We start from the raw sequence: 21,442 nt of genomic DNA on the forward strand, positions 1-21,442 counted from the left end.
TTTTACAACCGTAAGAGAATTCATGGTTCTTTGGGCTATGTTTCACCGGATCAATACGAGGCCATGTATTACAAAAAGGTTGTGTGATATCTCTTATTTGAGTGTCTACTTTCTTGACAGAGATCCAAAACTCAAGTTAATCTAACTGAATATCCTGTATGAAGACTAAATGCGCCGAAATAACAGGACTAATTCCAGATAAAACCCATACAAGGCTCAAAATAACTTAAATAGATGGAGCATTTCCTGTTATTTAATACCTGATAGACAGATACAGATAGAAATACAAATACAGATCAAATACAAATAAGGTCCCAAACTTTATTTTCAGTTTATAGCTTGTTTCTACACCAATTACTTGATAGTAGACGAAATCCGCTAAAAACACTGTCGTATTTTGGTGCAGCAGAGAAAATGATAGAACTAGTCCCAAATACCTGCGCAATTTAAATAGAATTTTGCCTTCGCCTAGGGCAAAAGCAAAAATAAAGCCGGCTTACATCCCTTATCGGGATGAAAACCGGCTTTATTTCAACATCTTACCCATGCGCCGCGCCGCTTCCATCAGCACTGGCGCATGCGCCTTCATCTTCTCCAACGTTAATCGGTTGGAGGGACCGCTCACTGCAAGCGCGGCTACCAGCCGATGCGAGCCGTTCAAGATCGGCACCGCCACGGCAGCGGCGCCAGGCTCACGCTCCTCGACGCTCGTCGCGTAGCCCAGCGTCTTCGCCTCAGCGAGCTGCTGCATAAAGGAGCTGCGCTCCAGCCCCTGCGGCCAAGCAGGGCCTTCCGTCAGCACCTCCTGCACCTCCTCCTCGGCGAAGGCTACAAGGATCTTGCTCGATGCGCCAACGTACAACGGCATCCTCGCCCCAATAGGCGCAACACGTCGGATAGCCTGGTTGCTCTGTACGGCTTGTACACGGACACGCTCCAAGCCGTCTCGCACGTATAAGCTAATCGTCTCATCAAGCTGATCGCGCAGCCCCTCCATGTCCGGCAGTAAAATCTGCGCAGGATCATCACTATGGGTCAAATTAGCCGATAGCTCCCAAATACGGAAGCCCAGCCGATATTTATCCGATGAAAGATCCCTCAGAACGAAGCCTTTACCCTCCAACGAAGCAAGCAGCCTATGCACTGTACTTTTATGAAGCGATACCCTTGCCGAAATTTCAGTTAAGCTTATATCTGAAGAATCGGTAAAACAAAGTAAAATATCTAAAGCGCGTTCTACCGCGCGAACCGTCAGCTTACCATCTTCCATCGACATTTCCTCCAGCAATCAGTTTCACTTGATGAAACTCAGTTACATATAGTATAACTCATGCCAATAACACCGTAAAGGAATATTATTTAAAACTATCCGGCCTCTTTTGATTCTTCAACAATCATTATGTTCAGGTAGAAAATAATGGCCCAGCTGCTCCATTTATCCTTTTCTGAAACACTCTCTGTTACAGTTAGATTACAGCCAGTTTACATTTTTCGCGGAGGATTGACGCACCTGCCGCCCACATCTTACTATAGAAATAAGAACATGGTTTTTATCCTTAACTAAGTCCCTCATTTTATTCATTACCCACTACCTATATATATTTTTAGACATCTAAGATCATGAGGAGGGATCCCGATGGAACCGGAAACACTTACTTCTATCCCGCTCCATACAGCACAAACCCAGATTGAAAACGTTATCATTAAACCCTCCATTGCCCGTCGCAGAATCAAACAGCTGCTTATTGCAATGATCTCATTTATGCTGCTCTGCTTCAGTCTAATCCTGGGATTTCATGCTTACATTGCCTGGACCTTAGCACGGCCGCATATTGACCCGCTTCGTTCCAACCCAGCCTTATCATTTGGAGCAGCGTATGAAAATATTCAGTTCCCAAGCTTGAATGGCAGCTCGAATCTATCCGGCTGGTTCATCCCTTCTGAAACCTTGGCTGAGAAAAGTAAAACGATTGTATTCTCACATGGCTACGGCGGAAATCGCGAAGAAATATGGGTTCCCCTGTACAGTCTGGCCAAGGAATTGCATAAGCAAAACTACAATGTCCTCATGTTCGATTATGGTTATGTTCAGCCGAAGGAGAGCGTAACCGGCGGTATTCGCGAATCTCAAGAACTACTTGGCGCTATCAAATATGCGAAAGAACATGGATCAGGGGAAGTTTATGTTTGGGGTTTCTCTATGGGAGCAGGAACAGCGCTGCAAGCCGCCCTTCAAACTGAAGATATTGACGGTATGATATTAGACAGCACATTCATTCTTGAACCGGATACTCTCTACCATAACATGATTCAGGTGGCGAATTTACCTAAGTTTCCTTCCCAACCACTTGTCCATTTGTTCTTCCCGCTCCTCAATGGGGTCAGCTTGAACCAGATTCCTTATGATAAAGTAAAAGAAGCCAAATACAGCATGCCAATCTTTTTCATTCACAGTAAAAACGATGAACGGGCCCCCTTCGAAATGGCACAGGAGGTATTCCGCAATCAGCCTGACAATTCCGGTTCACAGCTATGGCTGCTGACTAAAGAAAGACATGAACTGATTTTTAAAGGCAATAAAAAAGACTACTTATCCTTAACGATGGGATTTTTGAATGGATTATCTGCCACACCATCCAGCAGCATGGCACAAGCCAATTAAGCAGCCATTCTCTCTAATGTAAACCAAGCAAAAAAAGATCACCCTTCCAAGTGGAGAGTGATCTTTTTGCTGTTTCCAACACTTACTTCAACTTCATCGTAGGGATTAGCTCCGAGAAAAATTTGAATTGATCCTCGGCATACTTCGTATACTCGGCAGGTGCTTTGTAGGATAGTGTAAATCCACGCTCGGCTGCGAATTTTTTGAAGGCTTCCGAATTAACCGCTTCCTTCAAAGCGTCAGCTAATACAGCTTTAACGTCTTCCGGTGTACCCTTTGGTAGCACAAATCCACCCCAGCCCGCTATCTGTACATCAATTCCTTTTTCTTTCAACGTTGGAACGTCCGGAAAGTTTTTATCGCGTTGGTTGTCCATAATTGCAAGCACTTTCACTTTTTTGGACTCAATTGCACTTTTCACTTCCCCCGTGCTAACCGTTACCGCATCCAAGTGGCCACCCATCAAAGCCGTTACCGCAGGAGCCGCTCCGTCAAAAGGGATATCACTAAAAGTTACACCTGCTTTAGTTGCAAATGCTGTTGATGCCACATGCCAAATTGAACCAGCTCCGGAATTTCCTACTTTAATTTTGCCCGGATTCTTTTTGGCGAATTCGATAAACTCTTCCACCGTATTGTAAGGAGCGTTAGCTGTAACCGTTAATGCTGCCGGAATTACGGTTGCTTGTGCCAGCATGTCAAACTTGCTTGGTTCCAGATCAGAAAGCCCCAAAGCTTTATGCATTACGAGCTCAACAGGAGCATAACTGAGTGTATAACCGTCTTTTGGACTTGCTTGTACATAGGATAAGCCTACACCGCCGGTACCGCCTGATTTATTTATAACCACAACGGGTTTCTTTAATTTTTCTTCCATACCTTTAGCAATAATACGAGCTGTGCTGTCCGATGCGCCTCCAGGAGCAAATGGAACTACTAACGTAATTTCCTTCTCAGGAAATGCCGCCTTTTTCGGTTGATCTTTTGCTTGCCCGCCTGCCGCTCCTCCTGTAGCCGCTCCCCCTTGTGCGCCGCATCCTCCCAATAATAATGCCAATGATAAGCTTGCACCCAAAATTGCTTTTTTCATATTGAATTTCCCCCATCGTGAATTAAATTTAATTTAAGATTTATCTTACATTTCGACATCTCCGGCAAACTTGGACTTCCTGTTCTTTATTTCCGCTGTAACACTAAAAATTAACACAATGAAAGCCAGTATCAGCAAGGTTGCAGAAATGGGGCGGGTGAAAAATTGAAGAAGATCTCCCTCAAATAGCTTGTACGATTGGAGCAAGGAGCTTTCCATCAGCTTGCTTAACACAAACGTCAACACGATTGGAGCCATCGGAATATCCAGCTTTTTCATCACATAACCTACAATACCGAATACAAACATAACTCCGACATCCCATAGATCATTATTGACGGTATAGGCACCTAACACCGATATAATAAGAATAACCGGATATAGAAGCTTGGGCGGTACCATTGCGATTTTGGCCCACATGCCCGCCATTGGCAGATTCATAAATAGGAGAAATAAATTGCCTATAAACATACTGGCGATAATAGCCCAAACGAAATTCGGGTTAGTCTGGAACAGTACAGGCCCTGGAGTCAAACCATGCATAATGAATGCACCTAATAAAATGGCAATGGTCGGCGAGCTCGGAATGCCCAAGGTGAACAACGGTATAAGGGCTGAGCCACAATAAGCGTTATTAGCCGTTTCTGGCCCAGCTACCCCCTCGATAGCACCTTTACCGAATCTCGATGGATCCTTGGCAATTTTCTTCTCCAATGAATAGGAAAGCATAGTAGGTATAACCGAATTTGTCCCCGGTATCAATCCTGTTATAAACCCAAGCACTGTTCCTCGACCGATGGAGTTGGCCGTCCCTTTCCACTCACTACGCTCGGGCAGCAGTCCCTTCACTTTGGCCGGTCTCTCCGAGGTCGCCAGGTTCTCCATACCGATCAAAATTTCTGAAAGACCGAACAGTCCCATAGCAACGGTTACTAAATCCAAGCCATTCAATAGAAACGGTTGATCAAAAGTAAACCGGATGGCTCCTGAAACCGGGTCCATCCCGATCAGGGATAATGTTAATCCGAGGAATGCCGCAATCATGCCTCGCACTAGCGATTTCCCCATCAAACCAATGACCATGATCAATCCAAAGGACATAAGAGAGAAAAATTCCGGTGGCCCAAACCGAAGGGCAAATTCCGCAAGCGCAGGGCCAATTAACGCCAAGCCGATAATAGAAACGGTTCCCCCGATAAATGAACCAATTCCCGCCACACCGAGAGCAACACCGGCTCTCCCTTGTTTAGCCAACGGATGTCCATCCAGGCAGGTAATAACAGAAGCCGCCTCGCCCGGAGTATTAATCAGCACCGATGTAATAGTGCCTCCGTACATACCGCCATAATAAATACCTGCAAGCATGATGATTGCGGATACAGGCTCCATCCCAAACGTGATGGGTATCAAGAGTGCGGTAGCCGTTGTAGGACCCAGCCCAGGCAGCACACCTACAAACATCCCTACGGTGACGCCAATTAAGCAATAGAGAAGATTCCAAAGTGTAAGCGCTGTCTCAAATCCCGCTATTAGTTGTGAAAAAGCATCCATCGTTTACACCTCACCATCCCCACACATTTACTGGAAGCGGAATACTGAACGCTGACTTAAATATCACAAACAAGAGGATGGATACTAAAAGAGAAATGCCTAGCGCTGAATACCACTTGTACTCACGAGCAAACAACATAAACAGCAATACAGTGCCTGCAGTAATAAAGCCGACATAATTGACAATAAGCATAAATACTACGACCGAAGCCAGGACGGAGAGAACATTCCCAAGTTCTCTCCCCTTTGGAAACACATCGGCAAAACGTATAACAACCTTTTTAATCGACTGCCATATGTAGATCAAGGAAAACAGCATAAGAATGGCAATCAACCATCTTGGAAACATTCCCGGCCCAGGTCCGAAATTTGTCTGATACTTCAGAGACAATGACTGCCAAAAAAGGACTGCAGCGAAAAGGAATACCGTAACACCTACCCACACTCCCGCATTTTGCTTACCCATTCCGATTCACTTCCTTTGACGATTATGCGAATAACTCGCTTGCCTCTTCATTTAACTCTTGCAACGCTGCTCCGAGGGCTTCTACTTCTTCGGGGGTCAGATCCAATTGCGGCGCCCTCATGAATCCGGCCTCAATTCCTCTTAATTTGAGAGCTTCTTTATAATAGGACATATTGCTTCCATTTTTCAGCAGTTCACAATATTTAATCGCAATACGCTGCATTTTTCTCGCTTTGATGATGTCATTTTCTATAAATGCGTTATAAACAGCTACAAAAGGCTCCGGATATGCACATGAAACACCTGACACCACACCATCACAACCCATGGCTAATCCCGGAAGAAATAATTTATCTGCACCAGGCACAACCGAAAACTTGCCTTCATTTACTGCTAGATACTCGTTAACACGCAAATAATCAGGATAGCTGTATTTAAAGCCAATTACGTTCTTGCAACGATCTGCGACACGCTGTGCCACTTCCGGTTTAATATCATTTCCAGCTAATTGGGGGATTCCATACAAGTACATCGGAAAGTTATCCGGCACACTCGAAGCTACATTGACAAAATAAGTTTCCAGCTCCTTATCATTTGCAAGGAAGAACACAGGGGAAACTACGCCGATACCGTCTGCGCCAATCTCATAAGCATGTTTCGAGAGGGCGATTGTATCTTCCTCATTCATAGCTCCTGTATGTATGTATACGGTTACACGTTTGTTCGCTTTTTTTACAACCGCTTCAGCAACTGCTTTTCTTTCTTCCACAGACATTCTCAGCATTTCGCCCGTTGTTCCAAGCGGATATAAACAGTGGACTCCTTTTGAAATCAGAAACTCGGCGATTTGTTCAACCTTCCCCAAATCCACCTTTCCATTCTCATCGAATGGAGTCACCATAGCTGTAGTCACACCGTATAAATGTTTCATTTTCTTCATCTCCTAGTTTTAGTGAGTCTCTCTTGCGACAGCATTGTGTTGCCTATTCAAATCCATTTTTTTCTTGACTTATTGAAAATCAATGACTCTTTTAGTATAACGTTTCATTAATTAAATAAGATTATTAAATTAATAAACAACCGTAATGGGGTATATCACTACCATTCCATGCCAGATAGGAATAACCTCCATCTAATTTAGTATAACGTTTCACTACATTTGTATTATAATTTGTTTCCCCTTACATTTCAATACTCAAAATACTAAAATAGTTCAGGGGAGGTTAACGCCAGCAGTAACCAATCTACTGTTGAGGTCTTGAACATGATCCTCGAATTAGCAGCTCTGGTCTTATAACAATTTGTTTGGGTTCAAATGATTCTGTCATGATGAGCCTATTTTTAAGAATAGCCGCCGCCTCGACTCCAATTCTTAATAAAGATTGAGTGATTAAGGTTAATGGAGGCTGCACAAGCTCCCATTGCGTGCTATCACCAAATGCAATGACAGAAATTTCCTCAGGTATTTTGAGTCCTTGTTCTTGTATAGCTTTAAGCATACCTACGGTCATTGTATTGTTACAGCAATAGATGGCTGTCGGTCTCTCAGGCAGCAGCAGCAATTCAATAGTTGCCTTATACGCCTCGTCGGCTTTAAATTTTCCAGCTACTATCAAAGACTTGTCTTTGGAGCATTCCAGCTTGTCTATGGCCGCGAGCGCACCTTCCAGTCTCTCTTTTCCGATTGAAATATTTTCTGTACCGTGTATGACGCCAATCCTTCTGTGACCCAAAGAATGCAAATAAGAAACAGCTTCGTATGATCCGTAATAATTATCATCAACAATAATATCACTCGTTATGCCGTCTACCTTCCTATCAACAATAACTACAGGTATCTTGTTGTTAATAACGGATTGGATCATATCGACGTTGCCGCCTGTGGGAACAAGAATCAATGCATCTACTCTCTGCTCCAATATTAGTTGAAGCACCTCACGTTCGGTAGTCACATCTTCATTATGGCTCATAATCAACATGTGATAATTCATGGATCGAACTCTATCCTCGATAACTTTGGCCAAAGACATCATATAAATATTAGAAATATCCGAAACAATAACTCCGATTTTGTTCGTCTTCAAAGCTTTTAAGCTTCTTGCGTTAGCATTTACCTGATAGTTTAGCCGTTCTATCGTATCCTGCACCTTTTTCTTAACTTCAACACTGACGTAGTCTTTATTATTTAAAACTTTCGAGACTGTCCCAATGGATACTCCCGCGCTTTTAGCAACATCTACTATTGTAGTTTTTTTCATAAAAAATCCTCCTGGCAATAACAAACACAATGACTAAGATTATGTTTTATTATAGTATATAGTCTTAGCATAGTTTTAGCCAAGGTTGCATCATAAAATAATAGACATACTTATTAAAGCATGCTTTTAGTCTAGATAATTAACAAAACCCTTTAAAAATAACGCTCCCACAGTAGCCCCCGGATCTTGAAGACCGATAGATCGCTCCATATATCTGCCCGCCCTACCGTGCTTGGATTGCATGGCAATTGTCTTTGTAACACCACCCTCAGCAGCCTCGTAGCCTTTGCAAATGATTTCTTTTAACGAAGCCTGTTCCCGATTGGCTAAGCTCATCGCTTCTGCAGCTGGTACTAATGCATCCAGTATCGTTTTATCGCCCACCTGCGCTTTACCTCTATCGCTTATTCCTTTAATCATAGCCTCGATAAACAGGATTAAATCCTCGCCCGATAATTCCGTCTTACCCGATAGCGCTTTGCCGCCTCTCAATAAAGCTGTTGAGAATAGAGTGCCCATCGTTGAGGCTACCGTTTCTCCCATAACAAGTGCACTTTTAATAAACAACCCGCTAATATCCTCATCTGCAATAGCTGGAATATTGGAGACGATTGCCTTAAACCCCTTGGACATCGTCAATCCGATATCGCCATCTCCCAATGCTCCATCAAGCCTGCATAATTCGTCTTTATTGTCATCCATGATCTTGCTTATTGTTTCTAAAATTTGAATCAAATCCGCTTTCTCAAGAAGCTCTTTCATCCTTATTCTCCTTTCAGCTTACTATTGCTAAATTTGCACGCGAAATGGGGTATTGAATGGAACATCAATCAGTTCTTGAAGCTCATCATCCAGATGCAGAATTGAAACGGAAAGTCCTGCCATCTCTAAAGATGTGGCAAATTCGCCAATATATCGGCTGTAAATCTCGATTCCATATCCTTCAAGCAAGGTATGAACAGCTTTGTAAACAATGTATAATTCCTCCAGTGGAGTCGCACCCAAACCATTGATCAGTACGGATACCTTCTGTCCTTTCTCAATCGGCATGTCCTGAAGAATCGAGGAAACCAGCGTTTGAGCGATTTCGTCGGCAGATTGAATGGTTCCGTGTTGGATGCCCGGCTCACCATGAATCCCCATCCCCACTTCCATCTCGCCTTCACCTATGTGGAACGTCGGATGTCCCACTGCAGGCAATATGCACGGACTTAGCGCCACGCCCATGGTACGAACTCTCGCATTAGCCTTTTCTGCAATTCTTTTAACCTCATCCAAATCAGCACCTGTCTCAGCTTTGGCTGCGGCAAGCTTATACAGATAGAACATCCCGGCGACACCACGCCGCTGCTGTTCATGATTCTTAGGCATAGAGGCAACGTCATCTGTTGCGACTACGCTCTCTACACGGATATTTTCCAAGTCAGCCAGTTCGGAAGCGGTATCAAAATTCATAACATCGCCGCCGTAATTACCGTAGATATACAGAACTCCCTTGCCCCCATGGATAGCACGAGTCGCATCCAGCATCTGGTTGGGGTTGGGCGATGCAAAAATATCACCTACAGCCACTCCGTCTAACATTCCTTTTCCTACGTAGCCCAAGAACAACGGAAGGTGTCCGGATCCGCCCCCGGTAGCAATAGCAACCTTACCTTGCACGGGCGCATCCGCTCTAACAAGAGCGCGATTATCTTTTCTAACGCTTTTTAATTGATCCGAATGAGCGAGCAGCAATCCTTCCAGCATTTCATCAACTACATTCTCGGGATCATTAATAAATTTCCTCATACTACTCATTCCTTTTCCTCCTATACATTTCTTGGTTAGTATAACGTTTCACTATTTTGGTGAAATCCATGACTACTCCACAGTTGTCTTAAAGCCGTACGAATTGTCTCACTTGTTGAACTACTATAAGAATAACCGTTCAACCCAGCTATTCCTCAAGGAATATCAGGTCGACCAGATTATCCTACACGAGTGTACAGAAACTCATACTTCCTATCAACAAACAAATATGGCAGTAGGTTTAGGATAACGTTTTACTACTTGATTATAAATTGCCGCTGTTTTTTTATCAACTTCTATTTCTGTTCAAAGTATAATTTACTGCTGCCACGAACCTTTTCTGTAATCGAGCATTAAAAAAAGGAAGAGGAAACAGGGCTGCAGCCGCCATATCGAAAACATGCTTTCAATGAATGGATCATTCAATAAAAACACGTCTTTCATGGCGGCCCTCTACATACCCCATATCCTTTTCCTCTGAGCACACTTCCCTGTATGCTGGATTGCCGATTAAATCTTACAAAGCCAGCTTCAATCCAGTCTGATCACCAACCTCAGCCTCGGTCATTAACACATCCTTGGCTAGTTGTGCCGGATCAACGATAAAAACTCGGATCTTGATGCAGAGTCCGTACGGAATAAACCGCGAACAGCGGATGTAACCGTCTTGCTGCCAGGCTTTTTAACTCCCCGAGCGCACATGCACAAATGTTCACCCTCTACAACGACCATGCAGCCGTGAGGAGACAGCTCTTGATCCAGGATGTCGGCAAGCTCCGAAGTGATTCGCTCTTGCACTTGCAGCCTGCGTGTGACCGCCTCAACGAGGCGAGCAAACTTGCTAAGTCCTGCAATTTTCCCGCTCGGTATATATCCAATATGAATTTTACCGAAAAAAGGAGCCATATGATGCTCACATTGACTGTAGTAGACGATGTCTTTGACAATAACCAGTTCCTCATGCTTTTCGTCAAACGCTACACCCAAAATATCCTTGTAGTCTGCTTCATAGCCAGCAAAAATTTCTTCGTACATCCGGGTAACTCTGGCCGGTGTATCCAATAAGCCTTCCCGGTCAACATCCTCACCGATCAGCCGCAATATCTCACGCACATGTCCTTCAATTAATGCGCGGTTTGCCTCAACGCTAGTGTTCTTATATTCTTTTGCCGGCATAACTTTACCTCCTAAGAGCCTCGCTCTGGCGAAACTCACTTCGTAAGCATTTTCTTAGTTTTGGCATAAGCTAAAAGCTGTAAACTCGCATCTATTAACGGAATTTTTGTTTTTTCATCATTTGTTGAGCTTTGTTTAACTGCTGCTTGTTCATGTTGTAGCCCATTTTTTTGGCCATCTCCTGAAGCATTGCCGGGTCGCTTTGCATTTTCTCAAGCTGTTTACGCAAATAGTACACTCCTGCAAAAAAACCGCCTACTGCACCAACAATCAAAGTTATAGCCGAAGTAATATATATCCACATGTTTGGATTCCACCCCATTCAATATTTATCATTGTATCATCATAGCAAATCAACGGTCCGCATTCAAACAGGTCTTTATTCCATTTCACTACGTTAAAACGTTATCAATGAATACGGTTGTCGACTTGGCAAGATCGACTTCCTTGACCTCCAGGTCAGTACCTGACTCCGCCTTTACAATTCGAACTACCGGACGACCCGGAAGTCCTCTGTGCTGTCCAACCACCACGCCGGTTTCCTTAGTGGACAACCGAACCGAAGCACCCGTTGGATAAACAGATACGGTTCTCAAGAAGTGAATTACAATCTCCCGATCCAATTGTGTGCCGGCCAGAGCCGTCATATGCTCGCAAGCTTCATGAGGAAGCATGCGCCGGCCAAGCGATAAATCGAACAGCAGGTTATCGTAAGTATTGGCAACCGCTGTGATCTTGGCATACAGGTGGATCTGATCCCCCTGCATCCCCCTTGGAAGCCCGGTGCCATCCACACACTCATGATGCTGAAAAGCTACGTGAGCGATCAGCAAGCTGAGCTCGCGTTTATTTTTCAGTACCTCAAATCCGCGCCAAGTATGATGCAGCTTAATATCATCTGCTTCGTCATCTGTGATTTTCTCAACCTTGCCTATATCGTGCAGCATAGCCCCTATCGCCAGCTCGCGCAATTGGGTAGCGGGGAGTTCCATCTGAATACCAATCATCACCGACATCATGCTTACATTAAGAGCATGGACATACATTTCGTTATCCTTGGTTCTAATGTCGGATAGCTGAACCAATACATCCTTGTTTCTCATAACTTCTTCCAGCAGACTGTCTATGCTGACATTCAGATTCTTGGTGTTAAAGTCCTTGCCAGAGCGAATAGAATCGAAAGTATCGCCCATCCGCTGTATTACAGCGCGCTTCGTCTCTTCAGAAATGATATCGACAATTTCAATATCCTCAAAAAGCGGGTCCTTAATATAAACCATTGTAACCCCGATGCGTTTTAATGTTGTGATCATATAAACCGTTAGCTGAACCCCTTCCGACAACAATATGGCGCCGTTACCGGAAAAAATCGTTCTTCCCAAATGCTGCCCCTGCTCGACATTATCAACGTGTACGTACCTCATCGGGTCCTCTCCTTAGAGCTTCTTTAGTCTAGATCTTGTAGCCTTCATGCTGCAGTAAAAAAGTTTTGACATTCAGTCCCCCGCCATACCCTACCAAGGACCCGTTTGCCCCTATAACACGATGACAGGGCACGATAATCGGGACAGGATTTTGGTTGTTAGCACCGCCAACAGCTCGAACAGCCTTAACGGAATCAACCGCTTGTCCAATATCCTTATAAGAACATACGACACCATAAGGGATACGACTCAACGCCTGCCACACCTTTACCTGAAAAGGAGTCCCTCTTAAATCCAGCTCCAGCTCAAACTGTGTTCGATCCCCAGCAAAATATTGCTGCAGCTGCTCTATTGCTTCCCTAAGCAACGGCATGTCCAACTGCCACTCATACGTTTGGAACCAACGCCCAGACCACTTTTGAAGCTTGGTCTCCACATCGGCAAATCGTCCAAACTCAACATGGCAAAGCCCTTTCTCGGTGGCACCAAGCACAAGCGGGCCAATGGGTGATTCCATTTCAATGTAGCTCATATGTGCCATAGGCCTTCTCCATCTCCTTACGCACGACCGCGTCCTGCTCTACCGCTAACCGCTCATTAAGCGCAGCCATCGCCAGTTCGCCTCCGATTCTTCCTAACGCCCATGAAGCTGCCGCACGAATCTCCGGCCGTTCATCCCGTTCCAAAAGCCTGATCAACGCGGATACTGCACTCTCATCGCGAAAATGTCCCAGAGCCAATATAGCATTGCGCTGAATCGGCTTTCTCCCCCGCCAAGCCGCAGAGCTTGAGCCGAACCGCTCCTTAAACTCACGATTGCTCATCTCAAGAAGGGGAAGGAGCAGAGGCTTGGCCTGCTCAGGATCAGGCTGCAGCTCAGGCTGATGCGTCCAGTTCTTCCCTTTATTCTTTGGACATACGATTTGGCATGTATCACAGCCATATAGCCGATTGCCAATCTTCTCTTTCATTATATCATCTTCGATATGACCTTTGGTTTGCGTAATGAATGAAATACAGTGCTGGGCATTAAGCTGTCCGGGACCTACCAGAGCTCCCGTCGGACAAGCGTCAATACATAATGTACAATCGCCGCAGCTTTCCGTTACTGGCGTATCGGGCTTTAGAGGGAGATTGGTAACCATTTCCCCCAAATAAACCCACGAGCCGTACTCCGGTGTAATGATGGAGCAATTCTTGCCGCTCCAGCCAATGCCCGCTCTCTCAGCAACAGCCCTGTCTACTAAGGCGCCGGTATCTACCATGCTTTCCATGCGAGCATCGGGAAGCCGCTCGCGTATCCAAGCCTCCAGCCGCTGCAATCTGCTTCTAAGCACATGGTGGTAGTCCATCCCCCAGGCCGACCGCGATAGAATGCCGCGGTAAGCCCCCTTCTCCGAACGCGGCGCGTCCTTAAGCTTGGACGGATAGGCTATAGCGATCGAGATGATAGACCTAGGTTCAGGCAAACTAAGCGCAGGGTCCGTCCTTTTGTCCAGATCGGGCTCCTCGAAGCCCGATTCAAAGCCCCGCTCACGGTGGCGAAGCAGTATATGCTTCAGTTCACCGAAAGGGTCAGCACTGGAGATCCCAATCTTATCGATGCCTAAATCTGCGGCGGCCTTCTGCATATCAACCTTCAACTGATCCCAATCTATGCTGCGCCATTCTGCTGCAGTCTCCGGCATTGCAAGTATCACCTCGCCTGTTTATAGCTCTCTAAAGTTTTTCAGCGGCCAGACGATCAAGTCAGCCCGCCCTTCCACCTGCTCCACCGACACAGCGCCGAAACTACGGCTGTCATAGCTAGCCTGGCGATGTCTGTTATCCCCCATAACAAACAAGCACCCCTGCTGAACGGTATAAGGATCGAAGCGCCCGTCCTCAATCAGAGAATCCGTGTAGGCCTCCTGTATTTCATCGCCGTTGATGAACAATTTTCCCTGCCGTATCGTCACTTCATCCCCTGCAATTGCAACGACACGCTTCACCAGATAAGGGTGGTCCGTCTCAATTCCTTCAGGCTCCTTTACAACAATAACATCCCCCCGCTGGGGAGGTCCTGTAAAACGTGCAGCTTTATTAATAAACAGCCATTCCCCTTCCTCCAGGGTAGGCTTCATGGAAGACCCCTTCACGGTAGAAAGATGGAAACCGTATTGATGAATGAGGATAACAATGAAAAGGGCTATCACTATCGATTTCATCCAATCCCATACCTCCGCTAAAAATCCGGTAGAGCTATCATCCATCACTTTTTCCTTGGCCAGCTCGTCATTCGATTTCCTCGGAGCAAAAAAATTCATGCTACGCCTCCGTCCCTCGACCTTTCCACTTTTCCCATTCACGAAAGTAGTAATGGATCCATTCCTCATGAAAGGGCGCACTGTTCTTCTCAATTCGTTTCAACAAGTCCCTTAAACCCTGCTTCACCTTGCTATCAACGATGCCCGGGTAGTGGTAACTTTGCTTGTGCCTCTCGTATTCCTCTTGATCAACGATGTGCACATCCCCGCTTGGCATCCGAATCACGTCCAAATCATAATCGATATAGGTCAGGACATTGCCTGTAACATAAGGCGGAGAAGCAATATTGCAATAATAACGCACACCGGATTCCTCCAGAAGAGCAACAACATTAAACCATTGCTTTGGAATGAAAAAAGAAATCCCCGGGATTCGGCTAACCCATTCTTTTCCATCCGCTTCTACAATTTTAGTCTGACAGTTGATGAAAACCTTCATCGCTTCAAATTTATGCTTTTCATGCAGCAGCGTATCGGGAACAAGTGCATTTTCGAGCCACATTCTATGCAGATGTCCATCATGCTTGAAGCTTTTTATTATATAGGAAGAAAAAGTCGACATAGAGGTCCAAACCCTTCTATTTTAACATGCCCACGTACTGCAATCACTGATTGGCAGTCTTTACCGATAGCAGCAAACGACAGACGCGTCTTCATTAAAAGGCCTGGATAAAGAAGCCCGTTCTTACTAGCATAAACTTATGCAGGACGGCTTTCAAGAGCCAAGACAATTCGATAAAACAAAAATTCCATGGATACTAAAAACAAGGGCCACTCTCTACACAAATTAATATTCACTGAACAACAAAAAAGCACAGCCTCTGCATGTGCGAGTTGGCTATGCTAGTCTAAGCACCTTATTCCGTATAGTCTTGATGCAGCTGTTAGCCGTTTACGATACTCAGGCGATGAGCCGTACGTGAAAAATCGGTAGCTTGATACCCAGCCGACTCATACACCGGTAAAATCATTTCGTTATGTACATCTACTGTAATCATAATCCGGCGTACTTTTCTTTGCACAAAACGTTGTCTCATGGACTCAATTAATGCTTTGCCGATCCCTCGGCGTTGAAATTGCTCGCTTACCGCAATGCGATAATAATAACCTTCGTGGTTGTCGATCGTTCCTACGATAACACCTACGATTTGTTCGTTTTCGATAGCGATAAGTACAAGCTCACTATCCCAGGAAAGTTGTCTTGCAAAAGCTTCCATAGTTTCCTCATAACAGGCCTCAGTCAACACATTGTTGAATAGCTCTGTAACGGAAACATAATCGGACAATTGGAAGGAACGAACAAGCATCTTCTGCATTCTCCCCGCAACTATAATTTTTATGCATTAAAATAAAATACGACAAATATCGCTATATTCCTGCTCAATTGTCTAAAAAAGTGTGAAAAACTTAACAATAATTTAAAATGCTCATGAAAGCGCTCTATATTAAGCGTTTACATTCATTTGTAGAAGGCTTTTTTGCTGTATTTCTTATATTTTTAGTATCAGCCGAGTAATTCCTAGGTATTTATACTTATTTTCATTTAGAAGGAACTGTTTTGCATAAAAATATCCAAGTAGTGATATTTTACTATAGGAGGTTGTCCACAAAGTCCCTTGTAATGCTGACACTTAAGGAGGTATATTCAAATGGCCAATGCAACAATCGACTCCGACATTCGGCGTATTCACGAGCTAAATGATGTAGAGTCCTCTGCCTGGACGAACGAGGAGCTTCACTATCACCAACGCGTAATGAGCGATCTGTCCCCTTGGCTTAATGCACAGGGAACAGCTATGCTGAGCCAGATCATTCAAGAAATTGTAAAAAGAGATTGAGCATTAAAGTTGCTTTGAAACATGATCAATCGGACACTTTATATACATACATGTTGCTTTTATATCAAAAATAAGGGATAATATGTATTGCAATTACATATCCATTAGGAGGGATTTACGAATGGCACATCAATTACCAGCTCTGCCTTATGCAAACAACGCTTTGGAACCTCACATCGACGAAACAACGATGATGATCCACCACGATCGTCACCACAACGCATATGTTACAAACCTGAATGCAGCTTTGGAGGCTTATCCTGAGCTTCAAGCTAAAAGCATCGAAGATTTGATCGCAGATCTTAACAGTATACCGGAAGGTATTCGTGCAGCTGTTCGTAACAATGGTGGCGGTCATGCTAACCACTCCTTGTTCTGGGAAATTATCGGACCTAACGGCGGCGGAGCACCAACAGGCGCTTTAGCTGATGCTATTGCTAGCGAGCTTGGCGGTTTTGACAAATTTAAAGAAGATTTGGCTAAAGCAGGCGCTACTCGTTTCGGAAGCGGCTGGGCTTGGCTTTCTGTAACTCCAGAAGGCAAACTTGTTGTAAGCAGCACTCCAAACCAAGACAGCCCGATTTCGGAAGGCAACACACCGATCCTCGGCTTGGACGTTTGGGAGCATGCCTACTACTTGAAATATCAAAACAAACGCCCTGACTACATTTCAGCGTTCTGGAACGTTGTAAATTGGTCTGAAGTTGGCAAACGTTACGATGCAGCTGTAAGCAAATAAGTTAAGAATTAGTAAAAATCAAAAACCCGGGATCCTTTGATCCCGGGTTTTTTTTGCCCAAAAATTAATTTACTTGCCCAAAATTTAACTAAAATGACGAAAATGGTCTTTTTTTATCCAAAATTGTTTCGAAAATCACAGAAATAAGTCCTATACTATGAAACAATGGGAAGTATGCTCACATGACTTATGACTCATAGCTTGTGACATAATAACTAGAGTATAAAGGCGGTTTGGTTCGATGAGACTAATTCCAATTTCGATGATACGTCCTGGCATGCGGCTCGGCAAGCCAATTATGTCAGAGGAAGGGCAAACATTGCTCGGCTATCAGGTAGAGCTTTCTCAGGGCCTGATTAATAAATTAAAGCAGATGGGCTACCAGCAGCTATATATTGAAGACAACCGGACCGATGATATTTATATCGAGGATGCTATCCGCGAAGAAACAAGAGCTGTTGTAAGAAGCCAATTGATCCGTACTTTCCAAATGCTGCAAAGCTCCAGAGCACTGACGGCAGGCGACAGAAATGCGCTTTCCAAAACTGCGCTGCAATGCATCGGGCAGGTTAATGATGACCTGCGGCTGCATACTCGCCCATCGGATGACACCATTATGCTCATGCTGATGAATCGGAGCAGCTTCTCTATCTTCGAGCACTTTTTCCAGAATGCACTCAATGTGTGCGTCTATGCCTCGAGAATCGGAATGATCGAAGGGTATAACCGGGAAGATTTGGAAGCGCTAAGTTTGGGTGCTATGCTTCACGATATCGGCAACACTCAAGTGCCTCAAAATCTTCTGCTCAAAGCATCCGCACTCACAACTGTGGAGTTCGAAGAAGTAAAAAAACATACCGAGCACGGCTTCAATCTACTGAAGGAAACCCCTGGCGTTCCGCTGCTTTCGGCTCATTGCGCCTTACAGCATCATGAGAAAATCAACGGTACAGGTTACCCTTTCGGACTGTCTGGAACCGGCGTACATCCCTTTGCCCAATGGGTGGGATTATTGGATGCGTATGATGCCATGACGAATCCTCGGCCTTATCGTGCATCATTACCTCCAGATCAAGCTATTGAAGTCCTTTTCACAGGAGCCGGTACGTTGTATGATATGAGTAAGGTGGAATTTTTCCGAAATAAGGTGGCTATTTATCCGGTCGGCCTCAGCGTTCGCTTAAGTACCGGCCAGTTGGGCATTGTGTCCAAAATCAACCCGACGTTCAAACAACGGCCTGTGGTTCGGATTTTGACAAATGAGCATGGCATGGACTTACGGCATCCGGAAGAGATTGATCTCTCGAAACACCTTCACATCATGATTTTTCGCATTGGGGAAGATGCACTGGTTCAATAAGTCCGGAAAAGAGATGAAGCTTTATGCGTAACCTTGTACCTTTATTACAGAATGTCCCGATTTTTCAAGATTTAACGACTGGTGAGTTGGAAGCCATTGCCCCATTGTTCGTAGAACGCACTTTCAAGAAAGGCACGATCTTATTTTTTGAAGCCGACTTGGGGGATGAGTTTTTTCTGATTGAATCAGGTGTCGTCAAAATTTATCGAATCGATTATGCAAAAGAAATTATTCTTGCTTTGTTCCGTGATGGTGATTTTTTCGGTGAGATGTCCCTGATCCAAAAAGGATTAACTCGCTCAGCCACTGCTGAAACTCTTGAGACAAGCACAATCTACACCTTGGTCCGCTCAGAATTTTACCAATTTCTAGAACGAACACCCAAGCTTAGCCTGAGACTACTCGAAGCAACTATGGAACGACTGCGCAAAGCCAATGAGCAAATCTACGACCTAACCTTTCTCGATGTCAGGATGCGTATCATTAAAGTCGTTCACCGATTGGCTGAGGAGCACGGTGTTATCAAGCAGGGCAATTTGATGATCAACATGAAGCTGACCCACCAACAGTTGGCTAACCTGGCCGGAACCGTTAGAGAATCAGTTACCAAGGTACTGCAGGAGCTGCAGGAGGATCAGATCATTACGATTCAGAAAAAGATGATTTACATTAATAATCTGGAAGCAATGAGAAAGCTGTTCCCCCCTCCTACCTCATGACATTTGCTTTTCTTGAAAATAGCGGTTCAACAGCTTTAAGAACACGTTAGGAAAAGCAAACTGCTCCATCATCGACGAATCCACCCATTGATAACGAGAAGGCATAAGCATGCCTGAGCTTGTAGACAGCACGGACGGCTCCAGGCTGCAAACAACGACCTGCATATCCCAATGTATGTGACTAAATGTGTGCTCGGCCTTCATAAACCAGCGTTCCGGGCACACACCTATCGTTTCTTCTGCCAGCTGATCCGTCAACAAGCTTATGGATGCCGGTATGGCTTGCAGAACGGTCTGCTCCTGGGCTTCATAAGTAAAAGGCACCTCTGCATGAGGCAGTTCCCACATTCGTGCAAGAAGTCCTTCCTGCGGCCGCTGCCGGATTAACACTTTACCGGCATTGTCACCGCTGCCTTCAATAATAGCTGCTATCCGGTATTCCGGACGAGGGGGCTTGGCCTTTTTCTTCACAGGCAGTTCTTCTTCCATACCTGCGTCTCTAGCCGAGCAATGCTCCATTACCGGACAGGTCAGGCAGTGAGGCGAACGGGGTGTACAGACCATTGCGCCCAGCTCCATCAGGGCCTGGTTGAAATCACCCGCTGCCCCTTCAGGAATAAGCTCCTTGGCCAGCTTTTCCATAATACTCCGCGTCTTGGGCTTCATAATATCTTCTTCGATGAGAAAGTAGCGCGACAGTACACGCATAACATTGCCGTCTACAGCCGGCTCCGGTTTGTTATAGGCTATACTTAGAACGGCCCCGGCCGTATAAGGGCCAACTCCCTTTAGCGTTGAAATTTCCTCAAGCGTATCTGGAACCTTACCGGCATACCGCTCCTGTACCTCCCGAATTGCCCCTTGCAGATTGCGGGCCCGCGAATAATAGCCTAGTCCCTCCCACAGCTTCAGCACATCTTCCTCAGGCGCGTCAGCCAATGACTCCATAGTCGGAAACCGTTCAATGAACCGGTGAAAATAAGGGATTACCGTATCAACGCGCGTTTGCTGCAGCATCACTTCAGATATCCAAATATAGTAAGGGTTACGGCTGCGGCGCCAAGGCAAGTCCCGGCGATGGCGGCGGTACCAGGTAAGCAGATGGGTTGAAAAGTAATGTTTTTGAATTGAGGTGTCCATTTGTTCTCCTTCATATGATAAAATAATCTGAAATTAACCCTCGAGGAGTGAGTCGAATGTTAACTCCCGGTGAGCTGGCGGCAAGATTGAATAAACTGGTTATTTCCATCCTGCTTGTCGGTCATCAAAAATGCAGCCCACAGTGGCATCAGATTCCTAGAGCGATTCAACATCATTCCATATGGCTAATCATTAAAGGTAAAGGTACATTTACAATAAACGGTACGCTTTACCCTGCTGAGCCTGGGAAGTTCTTTTGCTTCAGCCCGGGAATGGTAGTTGAGCGTCAGACCGATCCTGAGCAACCTCTCGAATACTACTTCCTCCGCTTTCATTATACGGAAACTTATGAAGAGAAGGAACAGTGGATTTATCGCAGCTCTGCGGACTCCCCATTCCCGCTTGATGGAATGTACACCGTAACGAATACCCCTCAGCTGATTTATTTATTCGAGCAGCTCGACCTGCTGTGGAAGCGCAGAGGCCATATGACCGTTATGCGGCGAAAAATATTGCTTCTGGAATTTTTCATGACCTTGATTCAAGATTTCCGGGCGCAAAAAATATCGGGAGACACAACGGCTGCCATCGAGCAGACTCAAGACTATATGATCGGACATTATCAAGAGTCGCTAACACTAGAAGGTCTGGCGCAATCAGCAGGTTTGAGCGTGAGCCATTATTCCAGGCTGTTCAAAAAACACATCGGCTACAGCCCGATTGATTATTTGACACATCTGCGTGTAGACCGTGCCAAGGAGCTGCTTGTGCTGTCCGATTACCGCTTAAAGTCTATTGCAGGCAGCGTCGGGTATGCCGATGAATTCTACTTCAGCCGAATCTTCAAAAAGGTGACCGGTGTCTCGCCGCGTGATTATGCCAAAAAGCATCGCTTCTCGCCTGTCGCGGACCACCATTAGCC

The 21,442-nt window shown here is 45.2% G+C and carries 23 protein-coding genes; 6 read left to right on the plus strand and 17 right to left on the minus strand.

What is annotated here, in order from left to right; translation table 11 throughout:
- Nucleotides 1-526 precede the first annotated feature (526 nt).
- Nucleotides 527-1,270, minus strand: a complete 744-nt coding sequence (locus NV381_RS34700; protein ID WP_258217843.1) for an IclR family transcriptional regulator — start codon at nucleotides 1,268-1,270, stop codon at nucleotides 527-529.
- A gap of 366 nt (nucleotides 1,271-1,636) precedes the next feature.
- On the opposite strand from NV381_RS34700, the gene NV381_RS34705 reads away from it, so the two are divergent.
- A complete protein-coding gene (locus NV381_RS34705; RefSeq protein WP_258217844.1) occupies nucleotides 1,637-2,662 on the plus strand; it encodes an alpha/beta hydrolase in 1,026 nt (341 codons plus the stop codon).
- 82 nt (nucleotides 2,663-2,744) lie between these two features.
- Here the strand turns inward: NV381_RS34705 and NV381_RS34710 are convergent, their stop codons facing one another.
- The 15 genes from NV381_RS34710 to NV381_RS34780 all read right to left on the minus strand — a co-directional run bounded on the left by NV381_RS34710 (nucleotide 2,745) and on the right by NV381_RS34780 (nucleotide 16,031).
- Nucleotides 2,745-3,752 (minus strand): tripartite tricarboxylate transporter substrate binding protein, encoded by a 1,008-nt coding sequence (locus NV381_RS34710; RefSeq protein ID WP_258217845.1) that lies wholly within the window; start codon nucleotides 3,750-3,752, stop codon nucleotides 2,745-2,747.
- Nucleotides 3,753-3,797: 45 nt separating this feature from the next.
- A complete protein-coding gene (locus NV381_RS34715) occupies nucleotides 3,798-5,303 on the minus strand; it encodes a tripartite tricarboxylate transporter permease (protein ID WP_258217846.1) in 1,506 nt (501 codons plus the stop codon).
- Nucleotides 5,304-5,313: 10 nt separating this feature from the next.
- Entirely contained in the window at nucleotides 5,314-5,769 is a 456-nt protein-coding gene (locus NV381_RS34720; protein ID WP_258217847.1) for a tripartite tricarboxylate transporter TctB family protein, read from the minus strand.
- Nucleotides 5,770-5,791: 22 nt separating this feature from the next.
- Nucleotides 5,792-6,700 carry a dihydrodipicolinate synthase family protein gene (locus tag NV381_RS34725; protein WP_258217848.1) on the minus strand — a complete coding sequence of 303 codons (909 nt, stop codon included), beginning with the start codon at nucleotides 6,698-6,700 and terminating at the stop codon, nucleotides 5,792-5,794.
- Nucleotides 6,701-7,013: 313 nt separating this feature from the next.
- Nucleotides 7,014-8,027 (minus strand): LacI family DNA-binding transcriptional regulator, encoded by a 1,014-nt coding sequence (locus tag NV381_RS34730; protein WP_258217849.1) that lies wholly within the window; start codon nucleotides 8,025-8,027, stop codon nucleotides 7,014-7,016.
- Nucleotides 8,028-8,153: 126 nt separating this feature from the next.
- On the minus strand, nucleotides 8,154-8,789 hold the full coding sequence (gene dhaL, locus NV381_RS34735) for a dihydroxyacetone kinase subunit DhaL (protein ID WP_258217850.1): 636 nt from the start codon (nucleotides 8,787-8,789) through the stop codon (nucleotides 8,154-8,156).
- 27 nt (nucleotides 8,790-8,816) lie between these two features.
- Nucleotides 8,817-9,818, minus strand: coding sequence for a dihydroxyacetone kinase subunit DhaK (locus tag NV381_RS34740; protein WP_258217898.1), 1,002 nt, complete (start codon nucleotides 9,816-9,818; stop codon nucleotides 8,817-8,819).
- 582 nt (nucleotides 9,819-10,400) lie between these two features.
- On the minus strand, nucleotides 10,401-10,994 hold the full coding sequence (gene folE, locus NV381_RS34745; protein ID WP_258217851.1) for a GTP cyclohydrolase I FolE: 594 nt from the start codon (nucleotides 10,992-10,994) through the stop codon (nucleotides 10,401-10,403).
- A 94-nt stretch (nucleotides 10,995-11,088) separates the two neighbouring features.
- Nucleotides 11,089-11,298, minus strand: a complete 210-nt coding sequence (locus tag NV381_RS34750) for a YneF family protein (RefSeq protein WP_171651726.1) — start codon at nucleotides 11,296-11,298, stop codon at nucleotides 11,089-11,091.
- Nucleotides 11,299-11,386: 88 nt separating this feature from the next.
- A complete protein-coding gene (locus NV381_RS34755) occupies nucleotides 11,387-12,418 on the minus strand; it encodes an HD-GYP domain-containing protein (protein ID WP_258217852.1) in 1,032 nt (343 codons plus the stop codon).
- Nucleotides 12,419-12,446: 28 nt separating this feature from the next.
- Entirely contained in the window at nucleotides 12,447-12,959 is a 513-nt protein-coding gene (locus tag NV381_RS34760; RefSeq protein WP_258217853.1) for a methylated-DNA--[protein]-cysteine S-methyltransferase, read from the minus strand.
- Complete coding sequence (gene queG, locus NV381_RS34765) at nucleotides 12,937-14,049, minus strand: tRNA epoxyqueuosine(34) reductase QueG (protein WP_419182329.1); 1,113 nt, start codon at nucleotides 14,047-14,049, stop codon at nucleotides 12,937-12,939. Before queG ends, NV381_RS34760 begins: the two co-directional genes overlap by 23 nt.
- Before the next feature lie 78 nt (nucleotides 14,050-14,127).
- Entirely contained in the window at nucleotides 14,128-14,724 is a 597-nt protein-coding gene (gene lepB, locus NV381_RS34770) for a signal peptidase I (RefSeq protein WP_258217855.1), read from the minus strand.
- Between the two features lies 1 nt (nucleotide 14,725).
- On the minus strand, nucleotides 14,726-15,286 hold the full coding sequence (locus tag NV381_RS34775) for a DUF402 domain-containing protein (RefSeq protein ID WP_258217856.1): 561 nt from the start codon (nucleotides 15,284-15,286) through the stop codon (nucleotides 14,726-14,728).
- 322 nt (nucleotides 15,287-15,608) lie between these two features.
- Entirely contained in the window at nucleotides 15,609-16,031 is a 423-nt protein-coding gene (locus NV381_RS34780; protein ID WP_258217857.1) for a GNAT family N-acetyltransferase, read from the minus strand.
- A gap of 342 nt (nucleotides 16,032-16,373) precedes the next feature.
- Here NV381_RS34780 and NV381_RS34785 point away from each other — a divergent pair, with 342 nt between their 5' ends.
- The 4 genes from NV381_RS34785 (at nucleotide 16,374) to NV381_RS34800 (ending at nucleotide 19,380) form a co-directional block, all read left to right on the plus strand.
- Complete coding sequence (locus NV381_RS34785; protein ID WP_258217858.1) at nucleotides 16,374-16,562, plus strand: hypothetical protein; 189 nt, start codon at nucleotides 16,374-16,376, stop codon at nucleotides 16,560-16,562.
- Nucleotides 16,563-16,683: 121 nt separating this feature from the next.
- Nucleotides 16,684-17,301, plus strand: a complete 618-nt coding sequence (locus NV381_RS34790; RefSeq protein WP_258217859.1) for a superoxide dismutase — start codon at nucleotides 16,684-16,686, stop codon at nucleotides 17,299-17,301.
- Nucleotides 17,302-17,542: 241 nt separating this feature from the next.
- Nucleotides 17,543-18,661, plus strand: coding sequence for an HD-GYP domain-containing protein (locus NV381_RS34795; protein WP_258217860.1), 1,119 nt, complete (start codon nucleotides 17,543-17,545; stop codon nucleotides 18,659-18,661).
- A gap of 23 nt (nucleotides 18,662-18,684) precedes the next feature.
- A complete protein-coding gene (locus NV381_RS34800) occupies nucleotides 18,685-19,380 on the plus strand; it encodes a Crp/Fnr family transcriptional regulator (protein WP_258217861.1) in 696 nt (231 codons plus the stop codon).
- On the opposite strand, the gene mutY is transcribed toward NV381_RS34800, so the two are convergent.
- Nucleotides 19,375-20,520: an A/G-specific adenine glycosylase gene (gene mutY, locus NV381_RS34805; protein ID WP_258217862.1), complete on the minus strand. Its 1,146-nt coding sequence runs from the start codon at nucleotides 20,518-20,520 to the stop codon at nucleotides 19,375-19,377. The two genes, NV381_RS34800 and mutY, sit on opposite strands and share 6 nt — an antisense overlap.
- 56 nt (nucleotides 20,521-20,576) lie before the next feature.
- On the opposite strand from mutY, the gene NV381_RS34810 reads away from it, so the two are divergent.
- Nucleotides 20,577-21,440, plus strand: a complete 864-nt coding sequence (locus tag NV381_RS34810) for an AraC family transcriptional regulator (protein ID WP_258217863.1) — start codon at nucleotides 20,577-20,579, stop codon at nucleotides 21,438-21,440.
- Nucleotides 21,441-21,442 lie beyond the last annotated feature (2 nt).

It is taken from the genome of Paenibacillus radicis (ex Xue et al. 2023) (assembly GCF_024722015.1).
GTDB lineage: Bacteria > Bacillota > Bacilli > Paenibacillales > NBRC-103111 > Paenibacillus_S.

Coding starts and splice junctions, on each gene's coding strand:
- NV381_RS34700 (WP_258217843.1), bottom strand. CDS start 1,270: ATGGAAGATGGTAAGCTGACGGTTCGCGCGGTAGAACGCGCTTTAGAT.
- NV381_RS34705 (WP_258217844.1), top strand. CDS start 1,637: ATGGAACCGGAAACACTTACTTCTATCCCGCTCCATACAGCACAAACC.
- NV381_RS34710 (WP_258217845.1), bottom strand. CDS start 3,752: ATGAAAAAAGCAATTTTGGGTGCAAGCTTATCATTGGCATTATTATTG.
- NV381_RS34715 (WP_258217846.1), bottom strand. CDS start 5,303: ATGGATGCTTTTTCACAACTAATAGCGGGATTTGAGACAGCGCTTACA.
- NV381_RS34720 (WP_258217847.1), bottom strand. CDS start 5,769: ATGGGTAAGCAAAATGCGGGAGTGTGGGTAGGTGTTACGGTATTCCTT.
- NV381_RS34725 (WP_258217848.1), bottom strand. CDS start 6,700: ATGAAACATTTATACGGTGTGACTACAGCTATGGTGACTCCATTCGAT.
- NV381_RS34730 (WP_258217849.1), bottom strand. CDS start 8,027: ATGAAAAAAACTACAATAGTAGATGTTGCTAAAAGCGCGGGAGTATCC.
- dhaL (WP_258217850.1), bottom strand. CDS start 8,789: ATGAAAGAGCTTCTTGAGAAAGCGGATTTGATTCAAATTTTAGAAACA.
- NV381_RS34740 (WP_258217898.1), bottom strand. CDS start 9,818: ATGAGGAAATTTATTAATGATCCCGAGAATGTAGTTGATGAAATGCTG.
- folE (WP_258217851.1), bottom strand. CDS start 10,994: ATGCCGGCAAAAGAATATAAGAACACTAGCGTTGAGGCAAACCGCGCA.
- NV381_RS34750 (WP_171651726.1), bottom strand. CDS start 11,298: ATGTGGATATATATTACTTCGGCTATAACTTTGATTGTTGGTGCAGTA.
- NV381_RS34755 (WP_258217852.1), bottom strand. CDS start 12,418: ATGAGGTACGTACACGTTGATAATGTCGAGCAGGGGCAGCATTTGGGA.
- NV381_RS34760 (WP_258217853.1), bottom strand. CDS start 12,959: ATGGCACATATGAGCTACATTGAAATGGAATCACCCATTGGCCCGCTT.
- queG (WP_419182329.1), bottom strand. CDS start 14,049: ATGCAGAAGGCCGCCGCAGATTTAGGCATCGATAAGATTGGGATCTCC.
- lepB (WP_258217855.1), bottom strand. CDS start 14,724: ATGAATTTTTTTGCTCCGAGGAAATCGAATGACGAGCTGGCCAAGGAA.
- NV381_RS34775 (WP_258217856.1), bottom strand. CDS start 15,286: ATGTCGACTTTTTCTTCCTATATAATAAAAAGCTTCAAGCATGATGGA.
- NV381_RS34780 (WP_258217857.1), bottom strand. CDS start 16,031: ATGCTTGTTCGTTCCTTCCAATTGTCCGATTATGTTTCCGTTACAGAG.
- NV381_RS34785 (WP_258217858.1), top strand. CDS start 16,374: ATGGCCAATGCAACAATCGACTCCGACATTCGGCGTATTCACGAGCTA.
- NV381_RS34790 (WP_258217859.1), top strand. CDS start 16,684: ATGGCACATCAATTACCAGCTCTGCCTTATGCAAACAACGCTTTGGAA.
- NV381_RS34795 (WP_258217860.1), top strand. CDS start 17,543: ATGAGACTAATTCCAATTTCGATGATACGTCCTGGCATGCGGCTCGGC.
- NV381_RS34800 (WP_258217861.1), top strand. CDS start 18,685: ATGCGTAACCTTGTACCTTTATTACAGAATGTCCCGATTTTTCAAGAT.
- mutY (WP_258217862.1), bottom strand. CDS start 20,520: ATGGACACCTCAATTCAAAAACATTACTTTTCAACCCATCTGCTTACC.
- NV381_RS34810 (WP_258217863.1), top strand. CDS start 20,577: ATGTTAACTCCCGGTGAGCTGGCGGCAAGATTGAATAAACTGGTTATT.